Source organism: Clostridium sp. ZBS2, assembly GCF_023845855.1.
Lineage (GTDB): Bacteria > Bacillota > Clostridia > Clostridiales > Clostridiaceae > Clostridium > Clostridium aquiflavi.
This window is the reverse complement of sequence record NZ_JAMQIF010000006.1, coordinates 208,511-224,474: the sequence shown is the minus strand read 5'-3', so window position 1 is coordinate 224,474 and position 15,964 is coordinate 208,511. Positions and strand designations below refer to the sequence as shown.

The following is a 15,964-nucleotide window of genomic DNA, read 5'->3' as shown; positions in this document are numbered from 1 at the left end:
CTCACTCTTTTTATTTTAATAAATTATCTACAACTGCATCTAAGAATCTAACCTTTGACCAAGCTGTTCCCCCTTGTGCTAAAGGATCAACTGTGTTAACAAATACTTTGTTGTTTTTAGAAGCTTCTATACTCTTAAATATAGGATTCTCTAGTAATTGATTTAAAGCTTCAGGTGAATCAGTATTCTCAGAATTATCAAATTGTAAGAATATAGCATCTGGATTTATTTCTGCTAAAGTCTCTATAGTAAGTTCTGCTTGTGCCTTTGAATTTGTAATTATTCCAGGAACCTTTATTCCTAAATCAGTATATAAAACTGGATTTAAATATACATCTGCCGGATATACATACATTAATCCACGTCTAATTCTAATAACTAAAATATCTTTATCTTTATATTCACTTGAAAGTTCTTCTTTGGTCTTTGAAGCTTTTTCTTCATAATCTGAAATTAATTTATTAGCTACATCTGTCTTGCCCATTATCTCTCCTAGAGCCAACAGATTATCTTTCCAGTTAGCTGATATATGTGAATACGGTAATGTTACTGCAATCTTATTTAATTTATTCATTACCTCTTCTCCAAATTTCGAACTTCCTATAATAACATTAGGATTTAAGCCTAATATAACTTCTGAGTTAGGATTCATCTTGTCTCCCACTAAAGTTGCACTTTTAAAGTTTTCTTCTAAATATTTAGGTACTTTACCAGCAACCTCTAGCACTCCTTTTGCTTCAACTCCTAGAGTTGCTGCATCTTCCATCCCTTCTAAACTTGCAAGTACTATATTCTCAGCCTTTTTGTCAAAAGAATACTCTTGTCCTAAATAATTTATTGTAAATGGCTTGTCTTTATTTTCTACACCATTCTTTTCTGAAACATCATTCTTAGTACAAGCTGTTAAACCTGCAAATAAAACTACTGTTAAAAATAAAGTTAAGTATTTTTTCATATTGCCCCTCCATTAGTATTGATAATCATTTTCAATTTATGATTATTTTATCAGAATTTTTCAGAAGGTAAAATAGACTTTCGGGAGAAATTTTTGTACTTTTGCCACTTCTACCTTTTTACTCTTAAACTTTTAACTAAATTACTATTAACTTCTCTGTATTTTCTAGGGCACATACCTACATTTTTTTTAAATGTTTTACTAAAATAGAAACAATCATTATATCCAGTCATATCAGCTATTTCAAAAATTGTATAGCTAGAAAACTTCAATAACCTTTTAGCTTCCTTGAGTCTATATTCTGTTAAATATTTTATTGGTGATAATCCTGTTACTTCTTGAAAAACATCACTAAATCTTCTTCTATCCATATTTAATATTTCAGCTATTTCACTAACTGACATGGGCTCACTAAAATTCTTATTTATGTACTCAATTCCCTTATTAACTAATTTTAATTTGTCATTATATTGTACTGCTCTTACATTTTCAACTAAAGAATTAATTAAATTTATAAATTCAACTTTACATGAAAACTTTGTGAAACTATCAGGACTTAATGATTTATCGCGGATGTTTTCACAGTATTTTAATAATGGCAGTCTATCCTCTATTTCTAAATAAAAGGATCCCTCTTCTATACTTTCAAATTTCTTTACAGTAGAAATATTTTTATAATGAACTACATAATACTCTATTCCTACATCTTCTGTTTCAACTTCTATATCCATTCTTGAGCCACAATGTAAAATGGTATTATTATTTAAAATATATTTTTGCTTATTTACTGAGAAAGAACACTCTCCTCTTATAGGTATTACTATTCCACATAAATCTTTAGCAGTTTTTCTATTAAGATCTTTTTCATTAGGTGGCAATTTAGCTTTAAAAATATCAACAAATTCAATAGAGCTTTCAGAAAAATATTCAATTAACCAATTAATACTTTTTTTCATCATTGTTGACCTTTCCTTTCTATTATTTTATACTAATTACTAAATATTAACACAAAGGAGCATCTTATATGGATAATTTTAAGATAAAATCAAACTATACTAATAGCTTTTATGATATTAAATTCTACATTCCAGAAGAATCAAATGCAAATGATTTACCACTAATAGTAGTACTAGATGGTGGATATTATTTTGAAATAGTTAAGTCTTGCATAAAACAACAAGGTCAATTATTTGTTAAAACTGGTGTTAAACCTGCTATAGTTGTAGGAATATGTCATCAAGAATTTGAGAAAAAAGAAAAGAGATTTTTAGATTTTACAGCTCCAGCTGAAAAATACTTTGTAGATGAAAAAAGGAAATTTATGATACCTGATAATCTTGGTGGTAGCGAAGATTTTAATTCTTTTATAGAAAAAGAACTTCTACCAATAATCCAAGCTAATTTAAACTTCCATAAAAATGATATGACTATAATCGGACATTCTTTAAGTGGTTATTATGTATTATGGAACTTATTAAAAGGTTCAAATATCTATAAAAATATAATTTCTTTTAGCCCATCAGTATGGTGGAATGATTATGAAATTTTAAACTTCAAAAACCTTGAACATAGTGATAAAAATGTATTTATAGGATTAGGGAAAAAAGAAGGTTACATGGTTGATGGAGCTGAAAAAATATATAATAAAATAAAAAGCTTTAATGATAACTGTAGTCTCTATATTGCGCCAGAAGAAAACCATGGTTCTGTAGTTATAACTAGTATTAGTAGAGCTCTTAGATATATTTTCTCAATTTAACAAAAAATATTGTACATTTTAAAACCCCAAAAATCTTCTTATTTCTTTTCAATTAAATACCTTTCTAAATACTTAATACTATTTCTATTTTAAATTTACATGATATATTTTAACTTCTAATCGTAGGTATCACTATATAAAATAAAAGAGAATAATTATTATTCTCTTTTATTCATTTTTCAAGTCATTCTTAATCCGGTATGCCTTAAATAACTATAATCAAATCGTAATTTATAATCTATTTCCCAAAATAGTAAAAGATTAATTTGCTTGTGATACAGTTCTCCTTAACTACTTCAAATGAAGTTCTTCCATTTTATTCTTATGTATATATTCTACATAAATATGGTATAATTCTAAAGTACAATATTGCAAATACGTAGTAGGATGGCTACGGGGGTTTTGAACATTTTATCCCCCTTGGACTATTGGTGAATATATCATCATAGTTAGGGGGGTGGTATTGGATATGCTAGAATTAACTATAAAAAGCTTTGTTACTATTTATATTATTGAATTAGTTTTAAAACATAATCTTTTTATTTCTAAGTTAATTATCAAGATTAAATTTCTTGGTATTCATATAGAAATTAATGGCAAAGAGAAAAAGCACCCATCCGACAAAGAATAGTGCTTAACTCTTAATTAAATATTTATTTAATTCATTCAATAGCCCTAAAACAAAATAAATGTTCTAAGGAAGCTTAGTGTTGGTAGCACTAAGCTTTTCTTATTTATATTATATCAAATTTTCATTAAAAATAAACATATATTTTTTTAATTCTTCTTATAAATTTTTTCCATTATATACTCATTATAGCCTGAGTCATCATTCAATTGTTCTTTTATTATCTTAAATCCTCTATTTATATAAAATTCTACTGCTTTTTATTATCTTTATATACTGCTAAATTTAACTTTTTATATTTATCCATTGCATAATTTATTAACTTTTTTCCTATACCAGCTCCTTGATAATCCACGTCTACAAATAATGCTCCAATAAATTCATTATTTATTACACTTATAAAACCTTTGATTCCTTCTATATCTTCATATAAAAAAGTATTAGCCATAGGAATGTAAATATTTCTTACATCAGTATAACTCTTTTCCCAATATTCTTTAGATATAAAGTCATGTGCTTTAATAGTACTTTTTAACCATATATCCATTACTTTATCAATATCTTTATTTTCTAAGCTTCTTATCATATCAATTCATTACTCCTTATATCCTATATCTTTAATATTATTATTTACTATTAATCTATACCAAGTACATGTATCATTCTGCATTATACTTATACTAAAAAGTGCCTTAAGTAATTAACTTATTAATCACACTAAGACACTTAATTTATTATAATAAATAATAATCCTTCTGATACTATGTTCTGTAAGATAATAACTTTCAGATATTTCTTTTACAGTTATCCCGTTATTGTACTTATTAATTATTTCTCTATTTCTATTGTTCAACTCTTTTCTAAATCCACTTTCTTCTCCCCCAAATTTTTTATTATTGCTTTTTCTTGGTATATATATATTTGCCATCAATATACTCTTGTAATATCTCTATAATATATGACGGTAAAATATCTTTTGCATTTTCATATTTCATAATTTTTGCTCCTATCTACTTTTATTGGTACATAGTCGAGCAAAATCTAATCTGGCTATATAAGCCGCATTTAAGATAAATACGGCTCCAAACAAATTTTATTATGGACTTTGCTCGGAGCCTCATACATTTTCAAAATGTATAAATTCTCTCATTATATTTCACCTCCATATATAATTTTCTGTATATTTTAATATACTCAATTAATTTTTGCAGTTTTTATAAAAACCTCATTTACTTAGATACAGTTCATTATACATAATTCTAAATCTAAACAAATGAGATGATTAATTTGATATTCTACCTTTAAAAACATAATTTATATACCAATTATAACATCTAACCTAAAAAACTGTTTTTTATATATTTTTCAGCTTAGGCATACTTTTGCACCAAGAATGTAAAAACACCACATTACTGTGATGTTCTTATTTTATCCTATCCTTAAAGAAACATATTTTCCCTAACATAGAAATCATTATTAAAATTCCACCTATCCAAAATAAAAATATTAATGGCTTGGTTGTATATTTTGCACCTTCTGTTATTATTACATCTTCTAAAAAATTATGAATTATTATAGCCTCTACAGTTTCTTGATTTGTTACCTTTTCTTCTAAAAACATTCCCATTTCACCAAATATAGATGATGTAATACTACCTAATATCATTAATATAAATCCAATATGCGCTATATTTGCTAATTTATTTTTGATCTTATTAAAATAAATTATTTTTAAAAGTAATGGAAACATTAGTATCCAAAGGATAATCAGCCATTGAACTTCTCCAAACTTTGTAATCCAGCTTATTGTTATAAGTAAAATTGTATTTATTATTGATATAATAGCTAAATTCCCCTTAAATAAATCCTTCATATAAATGAAAAATAAAATTGAAGAAATTATTGCAAAAGCTAATGATAATAAATTATAAAAATCAACTTCAACATTATAAGATGAATAAATAGGTAAAGTAGTACCTATTAAAATAAGTGCAGGAAATAAATATGTAATACTACAAAATACCGATAATACTTTTTTTAAAGTACCGTTATTCTTTACTATATCTTTGTTTTGTTTACTTTTTATAGCAATTATAAATAATAATACACATAAAAAGCTAATTAAAATCAATATTGGCTTTGACATGGTGGAAATATTATATGAATGTACTGATTTCCCTTCTAATATTCCGCTTCTTGCCAAAAATGTTCCAAAAACAGCCAGAGTAAAAGGCAACATAGTTACATAAGGCTTTACTTTTTCCTTATGAATAATAGCCACTAAAATTAACCATGGAACTAATGCAGCATTCTCAATTGAATCCCATGCCCAATATCCTCCCCAACCTAATGCTTTATAAGCCCATATACTTCCTGTAAATATTCCAACTCCTAAAAAAAGCAATGAAATATAAGCCCATTTTTTCTCTACCCTATGTGAAAAACTTTCACAAAACAATATAGCCATAGCTGAATATCCTATAAACACCAATGGTGGATGTATAACCATCCAAGGATTTTGTAATGCTATATTGAGTCCTTTTCCCTCACTAGGAATTACTTTTTCAATTGCAAATGGGTTACTTATATAAACAAAGATAATAAGTGCTGTAGTGATAATCATATAAATATTAAAAGATTTGTTATTTCCTTTTATAGCAATCCCTAGCCAAATAGAACTAACTGCCCATAATAAAAAGGAACCACTTTGCCCTGCCCATAAAGCTGAAATCTTATACAGAGGTTTTAAATCTGTCGATATATGTTCTACTACATAACTATATCTAAAGTTACAAGTATACTGATAATATAGAATTAAAATTAATGAGGCTGTTAAACTTATGGCAGTAATTATTAAAATTATATCTCTTATCTTTTTATTATGTATTAGTATATTAATAGGTAGTATTAATATACTACCTATTACAGCTATAAGAATAAGTAAATTTCCTAAATTCATTTTTTTCTACTCTCCCTCATATTTATGTATTTTATTATTTCCCTTATTCTCATGACAAGCCGTGCATTTTTTAATAAAATCAGGTTTACCATAAATCTTTTTTGGTATCTCATTATCTTGAGGAAGTGATGATATCCATTCAGCATGTGGACTATTATGACAAGTTGCACATTTTACTTTTCCATTCATACCTTCTGGTCCATTTTGTAGATAAGCCTCCCTGTATAGTTGATTATCTTTTATACTATAAAGTTCTCCATGACAATTACTACATTTTGGTTCATCAAGCCAAGCTTTTCTTCCATCCTTCAAAGACTGAGCTACATTTTCCATGTTTCCATGTCATTTACTATCACTGCAAGTAATACCTGCTTTATACATAGCTCCTCTATTACACTGTGTTTCAACCCCTGGATGACAATTGTAGCATGTATTTTGCAAATCTGACATACCCATAATTGATGCATGAAAATCATGTACTGCCAGAGAAAGACTTGGAACACCTTGAGTCCCTGATGCACCTAACGTATTATCTGAATGGCACTCATTACATTTATGTCTTTTATTATTATTTAAATCAGAATAAAGACTTGTTTTCTCTTTCCTATCATGAGCCTTTAATATGTTTACATAAGTATCTACCTTTCCATGACAATTACTACAACTCATTTCATCTGATACTGAAACTACAATACTATCCTCTTGTGCTAATACCTTTTTGGTAGCCTCATCAATTACTGTAACAGTCATGGTTTGATATGGATTTCTTACCTTACTTCCATCGTTAAAAGGTGTTACTGGAATGTATTCAGCTTCATAATAATTTTTATCCTTTGACAATTTACAAACTCCACTTAAATAATTCCCAGCAATTCCTTCATTAAGTTTTAAATCATAGCCATAATCTTTAGCATACTTCCAAAAATTACTTTTATCAACTGATGTAGTATTGTTATTCATTTTGTATTCTACTATTATTCCACTATCTATAAGTTTAGCCTTATCTACTCCCTTCTCAAAGACTTGGACCTTAACGGTATTAGCTGGTGGTAATATCATAAAAGCAGAATAATCATCTTGTATACAATGCATTCCAGAGTCATTATATGCTAATATCAAATATTCTTTTTCTGCTACTTTAAATAAAGCTTTAGATTTCATTGCTTTACTATTAATTAAAATTGCTAAGATGGAAACTGCTAATATAACACAACTTTTTAATGCTTTTTTCAATGTTTTATTTCCCATCTTCATTATATTTCCTCCTCGTATAATATTAATCTCTATTTATTATTACCTTATTCATTTAAGATATGAACAAAATCATATATTACTGAAATATATCTTTCAATCAATTCTTCTATTTTATTAAGGATTTTCTCTTAAACTATTCAATATTTCAAAAAAAGAAAAGACTACGTTGAATATCTCTATCACCATAATCCCCAATAAACTTCTTAGACTCAGTAATAAAAACTAATCTAATTTCATAAATAATTTTTCAAAGTCCTCTAAAGATGGTATTGTAACTGCTTTTCTAAATAATCTTTTTAAGATAGGACACTATATCATATCTTTACTCTAAGAAACTTTTAGATAAAAAAACATATTTCTACCAATTACACCGTATTGTAAACGGATGAAATCAACTATTTATTAACTAGTGGTGAATGACCTTCCCCACTATAAATCCTCAAACGCTAAAAAACCACGACATCTAGTCGTGGTTTTGAATGGTGGAGGCGAGGGGTATCGAACCCCTGTCCGAAAGTAGATGCATCTGACTTTCTACGAGTGTAGTCTATATATTAAAATTCGCTCATATGAACGCCTATAGACAGGCAACATACTTGCTAGCTTCATAAATACCCCTTTAGCTCAAAGCTTTGCTAAACTTCGTTTCCCACTTTAATGACACCAGTGATCCGAAGCGTGGGCACCCCGGGCTGATGAACAGCGCTAAATTAGGCTGCTAATGCAAAATTGTCTTCTGCGTTTATCTTTTTGCATACTTGATTAACGAGGTGACATGCTGCCTCGACTCGCTTATCAAACTCCTCTTACCCCCGTCGAAGCCAAAGCGCCCCCATGTTAGTAACGAAGTTTGAAACTTTTATATTCAATTTTCGTCTGTTCCTAAATTATATATTATAAAAAAAGCAATGTCAAATATCATATTACTACAAAAATCCCAGAAAATAGATTTTATATTGGGAACAAGCNNTGCTTATGTATATATCAATACTTTACTAAAGAGAACTTTTTAATTTGTTTATCTACTTTCTAAGAACTCAGTTAACTTATTTACAGTTGACATATCTTCTCTTTCTAAGTCTGTAGGTTGTAATTTTATTCCTAGCTCTTCTTCTATTTGAAGTAACATTTCAATTATTGCTAAAGAATCTAACAATCCTGCTTCAAAAAGATCTAAATCTAAATCTTCTGCAATTTCATCATTTCCAGTAACTTCAATAAACATTTCTAATACCTTTTCTTTCATAATTAATACACTTCCCTTTTATATTTAGTGCAACAAATGCTACATAATTCCTTAAGCTTTATATTAAAATATCAGCATTACTTTAAAACATGACCATTAATTTAATTTTAAATTCATTGTAATAGTATTTTCTTTATTTAAATAAATATCCAGAAAATATTAGCATACCAAAACATACTATATGAAATGTTATTACTCTCTCAGTCATTTGAAACCACTTTTCTTTTTTATGCTTTTTATAATAAGTTGATTTTCTTTGATATATATCAGTTAAAACTAATGCTGTTCCTTGATATAATCCATAAATTATATAATATATAGTTAAACCATGCCATAACCCCATTATAAACATTGTTATTATTTGTGCTACATGAGATGCTATAAATCTATTTTTAAATCTTTTCTTTCTCATTGAACTTAACACAAATCTTGAAAAAATATAATCACCAAACCATCTAGATAAAGATATATGCCATCTAGTCCAAAATTCTTTCATATCTTTACTTATAAAAGGCTTATTAAAGTTTTTCGGAGTTTTAATTCCATAGATATAACTAGTTCCAACTGCAAACAAACTATAACCTGCAAAATCAAAGAATAAATATAGAGTATATGCATACATATAATTCAAACTGTTTAATACTGTTATATTTGTAGATATTTTAAAAAGCCAATATGTATCTATTAAATACGCTAAAACAAATTTATAACCTATAGCTATAATTATTTTCTTGAATCCTGGTATTAAATATTCATTTATATATGTTTCTTTTTCTATTTTAGTATTTAAATTATCCTCAAATCTTTTCCATCTATCAATAGGTCCTGAACTTAGTGTTGGAAAAAATATTATAAAGTATATAAATGTAGTAAAATTTATTTCTGTAATTCTTCCATCATAAATTTCAATTATCATTTGGATAGCTTTAAAATTCAAGTATGATAAACCAATAAATCCAATTAATGATGAATATTTAGTAACTCCTGCTAATTTTGTTATAATAACAGGAATCATTGATAAAAATAATATTAACCAATAAATATATTTATTATCTGTTTTCTTTCTTATAAATAAATACATATAAATTAAAAATGTTTCTATTAATAAAAATATTAGAAATAAAGATAATCCTATACTTTTAGTCATTATTAATAAAATCATAAGAAATGAAACAATTATTCCATAATACTTTGGTTTAACTCCATTTAAAGCTAATATTATCGCTGGAATAAATGTTAATAATAATAAATATAAATAAAAATAATCTCCATATTGCGTTAACTTCATTATAATTCCTCCGCTAATTTCTTCCTATCAATTTTTCCGTTTATATTAGTAGGAAATTCTTTAACTATTTTTATATTTCTAGGAACCATATATGAAGGTATTAATTCACTTAGTTCTTTTTTTATCATTATTCCATTTTTTAATCCACTTAATCCATTATCTTTCTTTAATTCAATGAAAGCAGTTAAATATGCTATCTTTCCATCCTTATTTACTGGAACAACGGATGCATTCTTTACATTACTCACTTTTACTAAATTATTTTCTATATCTTCTATCTCAATCCTATATCCATTAAGTTTTATTTGAAAATCTTTCCTACCACAATAATATAACTTACCATGAACATAGTATCCTAAATCACCAGTTCTGTAAGCTCTGCATCGTTTTCCATCATACTCATCATAGTAAAATGATTTTTTTGTAATTTCTTCATTGTTAAAATATCCTTTACTTACACTAGGACCGACTATTATAATTTCTCCTTTTTCTCCATCTTTTAAACTATTACCATTTTCATCAATAATTTTAACAATTGAATTTTTCATAGGATACCCGATAGGTAAACTTCCGTCTTGTTCTAGTACTTCTTTATTCATATCATTTATACTAATTGCTACTGTTGCTTCTGTAGGACCATATCCATTTATAATTCTTGTATTTGGAAACCTATTTAAAAGCGCTTCACATAATGGCTTTGGAAGTACCTCTCCTACAAATACCATTGCTTTTAATTTGGGCAACATATTAGAATTAAAATTTGTTTCAGTTATGCACATTCCAGCAAATGAAGGAGTAGATACCCATATATTAATATCTGACTTCTTAATATTGTTAAACATCTGCTTTAAATTTGAAAGAGTATTCTTTGAAAATCCATGTAGTATTTTTCCATAACATAATGCTGGATAAATTGAAGCCACTGATAAATCAAAGGAATATGCTGCTTGATTCATAAATATTTCTTCATTTTCATCTAAATTCAAATAATCTGCTATCCATTCAACAAAATTATCTAAATTGTTACTGCTTATTTGTACTCCCTTTGGCTTTCCTGTACTACCAGAAGTAAATAATATATAAGCATTTTCATCTTCTTTTACCCAATTTTCTGCTTTTACTTCTAAACCGCTATATTCATTAACTATTTCTTTAATTTCTTTTTCTTTTAAAACTAATATATTATCGAAAATATTTCCTTCACTAAAATCTATAATTATTTTAGAATTAACTTCACTAATAATTGCTTCTACTCTTTCTTGTGGATAGCTTATATCTATTGGTACATATGCTCTTCCTGATTTTAATGCTGCTATCATAACTGCCATCATTAAATTTTCCTTATTACCATAAATAATGATTGGAGTTCTATCATTATTAAATTCTTCTAATAAAAAACTTGCTACACTTTCAGATATATAATCTAACTCTTTGTATGTCATAAATTCACCATCACAAGTTAATGCAACTCTATTACTTTTTGAAAATTTCTTTATTCCTTCTAATATTTTCATTTTAACTACACCTTTCTTTAAAATTGATTATATATAAATGGAATTTCATTAAATGGTTCAAATGCTAATATTAAAATAGCAAAAATAAATATTATTGAACTTATTAAAGCAAATTTTAGTGCTTCATTATTCTTTAAAATGTTTATAAAGTTCTTCATCTACTTTAAGCCATCCTTTCCATCCTAAATGCATTACATCACACATAAAATAAGGTGTATATTCTTCATCTTTTAAATTCAAAACGTCAAAGCCTCTACCTTCAGCCATTCGTTGTACTTTATCATAAAAATTATCTCTTTCTTCTTTTTTAATTCCAATATGGTCATACCATAATCCATTAGTAGGCATTAAAATTATATATGGTCTTATTCCTAATTCATTGCAAGTGTCTAAATATAACTCATAATCTTCAAATTCTTTTGACTTCATTAAATCAACATTCTTATTTGCATCTTTTTGTGAATCTACGTTATTTTTTAAATTGTTATTATAGTAATAGTCATAAACCATAAATTCATTATTAGTTACTTTAGATTTGCCTTCTTCTTCTGCTCTTTTATATTCTTCATTCCAATCAACTGCTCCACTTTTAATTGCTTTTCTTTGAGGTAAAGTTCTTAATTTTTTATATAATAATCCCTTATCTTTCAGTTTAACCATTTCTTTTCTTACTATAAAATAAGGTTTAAATGCTATATTAGCTATTTTATAAAAAAAACTATCATTAATATATATTTTAGAATATAGTCTTTCCGGTCCAAATTGAGTATTTCCGGTTAATAAACTACATATCCTTTTTGCATATTGATTTTTATTATTTTTACTTATTTTATCGTTGCTTAAAAACTCATAAAATTGTACTGGTGAAAAATTTGCTTGAAAACCTCCTGAATCTATTCCATTTTCATCTAAGAACCATTGAAGTGATAGTATTAGTGCAACTTTCTTTCCTTCCATATCTACTTGTTGTTGACTTCCTAAAATAGATATTTGATGTAAATGTTGAGAATAAGATCTTCCATTTGTAACAATTGTATCTAATCCTTTAACTGGGAAAAATATTGTAGGTAATTGTGAAACTGGAGAAGCTAACTCTGATGACCCTTGTAATACTAGTTCGTTATTTTGGGTAACGTATTCGTTAAATACCACTCCCTTGTCTTTGTATATACTTCCATATTCTTTGTCTATGCTGCTTAATTCCTTCTTGCTTAACATGTCATCTAATTCTTTATTTAAAAAACTATTTAAAGAAATAACTGTTATTAATACTATAGCAATTGGAAGTATTACGTATATAAATTTTTTTCTCACTTTGCTCCTCCTTTTTATAATTGTATCTAAAAATCTATATATATTATTGAGTAAATTTGCAATTATAAGTTTACATAATACAATTAGTATTTTATATAAATAATCATATTAATATTTTGTATAGTATTACCTATTTTTAATTAATTATTACATTAATAATTTAAAATTATTTTATAAAATGGCTATGTTTTAAGTGAATGTTGATATTTTAGTATAAGGGCGAACTGGCATTGGAATTTGCTTTTTAGAACTCTTAAGTGAGAATCTAAATTTTATATTTAGCTTTTCGAACTTACTCAGCGAAGTCGAGTTTCCTTTTAATATTTACAATTAATTGCTTGTCAACAATCTTTGATTGGGAGCATGCATTAATTGGACTAAGCTTTATTTTAGTGTTCTTAAAGTAAATTCCTCTGTCCATGAGCTTTATACTAAAATATCAACACTGTTTTAAAACATAGCCTATAAAATTCACTTTAAATGTGTTACATTTGAAACAGATTTAAAATTCTCTATATACTATAATCAATATTACGAAATACGTAGTTTAATAAATATTCATTGTTATGGGGGTTATTTTTATGATAAGAAAAATTATTAAAATTGATGAAAATAAATGTACTGGTTGTGGACTTTGTGTTGATGCTTGCCATGAAGATGCTATTGGATTAATTAATGGTAAAGCTAAACTTTTACGTGATGATTACTGTGATGGGTTAGGTGATTGTTTACCTTCTTGTCCTACAAATGCTATTTCTTTTGAAGAAAGAGAAGCTCTAGACTACGATGAAGAAGCAGTCAAATTAAATATGGAAAATAAAAAAACATCTATACCTAAAACTTTAAATTTAAATAATAATGTAAATATACCTAAAGGTTGTCCTGGTTCTAATGCCAAAGTTATAAAACATAATGATTTAACTAATGAAAAAACAAATATTGTATCTTCTCAATTAAATCAATGGCCAGTTCAAATAAAACTTGTTTCACCTAAAGCAGAATATTTAAAGGATGCTAATCTTTTAATTGCAGCAGATTGTACTGCATATGCTTATGGAGACTTTCACAATAAATTTATGAAAAATAGAATTACTTTGATAGGTTGTCCGAAATTAGATAATGTTGATTATTCTGAAAAACTAATAGAAATATTAAATTATAATGAAATAAATAGTATTACTATTGTTCGTATGGAAGTACCTTGTTGTGCTGGAATAGTTAATGCCATAAAAAAAGCACTTATGGAAAGTGGAAAAGTAATACCTTGGCAAATTGTAACCATTTCTACTTCTGGAGAAATTTTAGAATAATATCTATGAAAATAAATACGGAGCAATTAATAAAACATTAATTGCTCCGTCCAATTTGTTTATACATATATTAACATTTTACTAAAACATATCCTTGTTATTTAATCATTTGAAAATAAACTCGTTAGTTCTGTTGCTTCATTGTATATGTTTTCAACACTTTCTTGTATGCTGTTAATTTGTTCTTCCTGTTCTTCTTGTAGTGTTGTTACTTCTTCTGTATTAGCTACATATTGTTCAGTAATAGCTGTTGTACTTTCAACATTTGATTGTACATTGTCTACTAATGAATTTATTTTTTCCACTAATCCATATTCTTTATATATGTCATCTTTGATATTTTCAAACATTTTTTGCATATCTTTAAAACTAATCAAAGTAGATTCTATAATATCTTTACCTTTTTCTGCTTCTTCATCACCTTTTTTAACAGATTTAACTACCATTTCTATCTTACTTTGTATACCTAAAATAGATTCTTCTATTTCATTAGTTGTTTCTTTAGTTTTTTCAGATAAACTTCGTACTTCTTCTGCAACAACAGCAAATCCCTTACCAGCTTCCCCCGCTCTTACCGCTTCTATAGATGCATTAAGTGCTAAAAGATTAGTTTGTTCTGAAATTTCTTTTATTCCTTTAAGTACATTTATAACTTGTTTCATATTATCACTGAATTCTATTACTGTTAAATTAGCTTCACTCATTATATTTCTAATGCTATTAATATGATCACTTGCTATATTAATACTTGAAAAGTTCTCATCTGTCTTTATACTAAGATTCTTAGAGCTGTCCTCAATTTCATTTGATAATTTTAATGTTGAATTTATTTCTTCTTTAATATACTGAACAGAATTTGTAATGTCAGACATACTAGTCACTTGAACTTCTATACCTTGAATTATTTCTTCCATTGCTCTTGTTACACTTTGTGATTGATCTCTTGTACTCTTAGTACTTTCATTTAATGTATTTATTTGACTAATTATATTATTAGTAGTATTGCCTATTTTTAAAATGGCACATTTTATTTCATTTTCAGACTGAATTGAATTCTCTAATGCTTCTTTGGACCATTTAACCATAAAATATAATGTTACTTCTGATATTATTACTGCAGTAAATTGAGTTACAAATATATCTATACCTTGTCCTCTTCCTAATAAATTAAACCCTATGATAAACTGAATAAATAATATAATTACATTTAATATTATTGAATAGCCTATTATTATTTTATGATCAAAGTATAATGAACTCATTACTAAAGTGGATAAAAATAATATTATAGCAAAACCTGTTCCACCTGCTAAAATTACAAAAACTAATTCTGCTATCATTATAACAAGCGGAATTCCTATTCCACATATCAAAGAATTACTTACAAATTTTTTTATGCATATTACACATACAGTTACAAATATACAAAATATTAATGTAGTTGTCCCTCTAACTAACCCATGTAAAATATATGACTGTACTATTAATGTTAAACATAAAATTAATAATAATTTAATGTTTAACAAATTTGCTCTTTCTAATTCATTTGTTCCTATTTTCATAATTCACCCTCCCCTAACCTACTTTATAAAATATAATAACATATTTATACATGCTCTTCTATTAAAACATATTTATTCTTATTTAATTTATAATCTGTGTTTATATATGCATAATTAAATATCACCGAGTAATTAAACTTAAGAATATTGAAAATGTTAATATTCTATTATTTTA

Annotated in this window: 13 protein-coding genes, 1 other RNA gene and 2 pseudogenes; 3 read left to right on the top strand and 13 right to left on the bottom strand. The window is 26.6% G+C overall.

The features are described from left to right. Positions 1-10: 10 nt before the first annotated feature. Positions 11-955: an ABC transporter substrate-binding protein gene (locus NG918_RS03620; RefSeq protein WP_252214711.1), complete on the bottom strand. Its 945-nt coding sequence runs from the start codon at positions 953-955 to the stop codon at positions 11-13. A 110-nt stretch (positions 956-1,065) separates the two neighbouring features. After that, positions 1,066-1,914, bottom strand: a complete 849-nt coding sequence (locus NG918_RS03615; protein ID WP_252224602.1) for a helix-turn-helix domain-containing protein — start codon at positions 1,912-1,914, stop codon at positions 1,066-1,068. A gap of 65 nt (positions 1,915-1,979) precedes the next feature. On the opposite strand from NG918_RS03615, the gene NG918_RS03610 reads away from it, so the two are divergent. Both NG918_RS03610 and NG918_RS03605 read left to right on the top strand, forming a co-directional pair. Beyond that, complete coding sequence (locus NG918_RS03610; RefSeq protein WP_252214707.1) at positions 1,980-2,714, top strand: alpha/beta hydrolase; 735 nt, start codon at positions 1,980-1,982, stop codon at positions 2,712-2,714. A gap of 463 nt (positions 2,715-3,177) precedes the next feature. After that, the gene (locus tag NG918_RS03605; protein WP_252214705.1) at positions 3,178-3,345 is read left to right on the top strand and encodes a hypothetical protein; all 168 of its coding nucleotides are present in this window, start codon (positions 3,178-3,180) and stop codon (positions 3,343-3,345) included. A 146-nt stretch (positions 3,346-3,491) separates the two neighbouring features. Here the strand turns inward: NG918_RS03605 and NG918_RS03600 are convergent. From NG918_RS03600 to dltD, 10 genes and pseudogenes are all read right to left on the bottom strand, one after another. Further along, positions 3,492-3,928, bottom strand: a pseudogene (locus tag NG918_RS03600) (N-acetyltransferase). A 126-nt stretch (positions 3,929-4,054) separates the two neighbouring features. Beyond that, a pseudogene (locus NG918_RS03595) lies at positions 4,055-4,337 on the bottom strand (CD3324 family protein). 428 nt (positions 4,338-4,765) lie between these two features. After that, positions 4,766-6,301 carry a cytochrome c biogenesis protein CcsA gene (ccsA, locus tag NG918_RS03590; protein WP_252224596.1) on the bottom strand — a complete coding sequence of 512 codons (1,536 nt, stop codon included), beginning with the start codon at positions 6,299-6,301 and terminating at the stop codon, positions 4,766-4,768. A gap of 6 nt (positions 6,302-6,307) precedes the next feature. Beyond that, positions 6,308-6,634: a cytochrome c3 family protein gene (locus tag NG918_RS03585; RefSeq protein ID WP_252214701.1), complete on the bottom strand. Its 327-nt coding sequence runs from the start codon at positions 6,632-6,634 to the stop codon at positions 6,308-6,310. Between the two features lie 9 nt (positions 6,635-6,643). Continuing rightward, complete coding sequence (locus NG918_RS03580) at positions 6,644-7,555, bottom strand: hypothetical protein (protein WP_252214700.1); 912 nt, start codon at positions 7,553-7,555, stop codon at positions 6,644-6,646. A 480-nt stretch (positions 7,556-8,035) separates the two neighbouring features. Beyond that, positions 8,036-8,389, bottom strand: a transfer-messenger RNA (tmRNA) gene (gene ssrA, locus NG918_RS03575). 184 nt (positions 8,390-8,573) lie between these two features. After that, positions 8,574-8,801: a D-alanine--poly(phosphoribitol) ligase subunit DltC gene (dltC, locus tag NG918_RS03570; RefSeq protein WP_252224592.1), complete on the bottom strand. Its 228-nt coding sequence runs from the start codon at positions 8,799-8,801 to the stop codon at positions 8,574-8,576. Positions 8,802-8,934: 133 nt separating this feature from the next. Further along, positions 8,935-10,089: a D-alanyl-lipoteichoic acid biosynthesis protein DltB gene (gene dltB / locus NG918_RS03565; RefSeq protein WP_252224589.1), complete on the bottom strand. Its 1,155-nt coding sequence runs from the start codon at positions 10,087-10,089 to the stop codon at positions 8,935-8,937. After that, positions 10,089-11,603 (bottom strand): D-alanine--poly(phosphoribitol) ligase subunit DltA, encoded by a 1,515-nt coding sequence (gene dltA, locus NG918_RS03560; protein ID WP_252214696.1) that lies wholly within the window; start codon positions 11,601-11,603, stop codon positions 10,089-10,091. The genes dltB and dltA overlap by 1 nt, the downstream gene beginning before the upstream one ends. A 126-nt stretch (positions 11,604-11,729) precedes the next feature. Beyond that, positions 11,730-12,917 carry a D-alanyl-lipoteichoic acid biosynthesis protein DltD gene (dltD, locus tag NG918_RS03555; RefSeq protein WP_252214695.1) on the bottom strand — a complete coding sequence of 396 codons (1,188 nt, stop codon included), beginning with the start codon at positions 12,915-12,917 and terminating at the stop codon, positions 11,730-11,732. Between the two features lie 581 nt (positions 12,918-13,498). Here dltD and NG918_RS03550 point away from each other — a divergent pair. After that, on the top strand, positions 13,499-14,227 hold the full coding sequence (locus tag NG918_RS03550) for an ATP-binding protein (protein WP_252214693.1): 729 nt from the start codon (positions 13,499-13,501) through the stop codon (positions 14,225-14,227). A 101-nt stretch (positions 14,228-14,328) separates the two neighbouring features. Here the strand turns inward: NG918_RS03550 and NG918_RS03545 are convergent, their stop codons facing one another. Then, positions 14,329-15,789, bottom strand: coding sequence for a methyl-accepting chemotaxis protein (locus NG918_RS03545; protein ID WP_252214691.1), 1,461 nt, complete (start codon positions 15,787-15,789; stop codon positions 14,329-14,331). Between the last annotated feature and the right edge of the window lie 175 nt (positions 15,790-15,964).

Excerpts from the sequence above, each read along its gene's own strand:
- NG918_RS03580 (WP_252214700.1), bottom strand. The coding sequence starts at position 7,555 with ATGAAGATGGGAAATAAAACATTGAAAAAAGCATTAAAAAGTTGTGTT.
- NG918_RS03550 (WP_252214693.1), top strand. The coding sequence starts at position 13,499 with ATGATAAGAAAAATTATTAAAATTGATGAAAATAAATGTACTGGTTGT.
- NG918_RS03620 (WP_252214711.1), bottom strand. The coding sequence starts at position 955 with ATGAAAAAATACTTAACTTTATTTTTAACAGTAGTTTTATTTGCAGGT.
- NG918_RS03615 (WP_252224602.1), bottom strand. The coding sequence starts at position 1,914 with ATGATGAAAAAAAGTATTAATTGGTTAATTGAATATTTTTCTGAAAGC.
- ccsA (WP_252224596.1), bottom strand. The coding sequence starts at position 6,301 with ATGAATTTAGGAAATTTACTTATTCTTATAGCTGTAATAGGTAGTATA.
- NG918_RS03585 (WP_252214701.1), bottom strand. The coding sequence starts at position 6,634 with ATGGAAAATGTAGCTCAGTCTTTGAAGGATGGAAGAAAAGCTTGGCTT.
- dltA (WP_252214696.1), bottom strand. The coding sequence starts at position 11,603 with ATGAAAATATTAGAAGGAATAAAGAAATTTTCAAAAAGTAATAGAGTT.
- NG918_RS03545 (WP_252214691.1), bottom strand. The coding sequence starts at position 15,789 with ATGAAAATAGGAACAAATGAATTAGAAAGAGCAAATTTGTTAAACATT.
- dltB (WP_252224589.1), bottom strand. The coding sequence starts at position 10,089 with ATGAAGTTAACGCAATATGGAGATTATTTTTATTTATATTTATTATTA.
- NG918_RS03610 (WP_252214707.1), top strand. The coding sequence starts at position 1,980 with ATGGATAATTTTAAGATAAAATCAAACTATACTAATAGCTTTTATGAT.
- dltC (WP_252224592.1), bottom strand. The coding sequence starts at position 8,801 with ATGAAAGAAAAGGTATTAGAAATGTTTATTGAAGTTACTGGAAATGAT.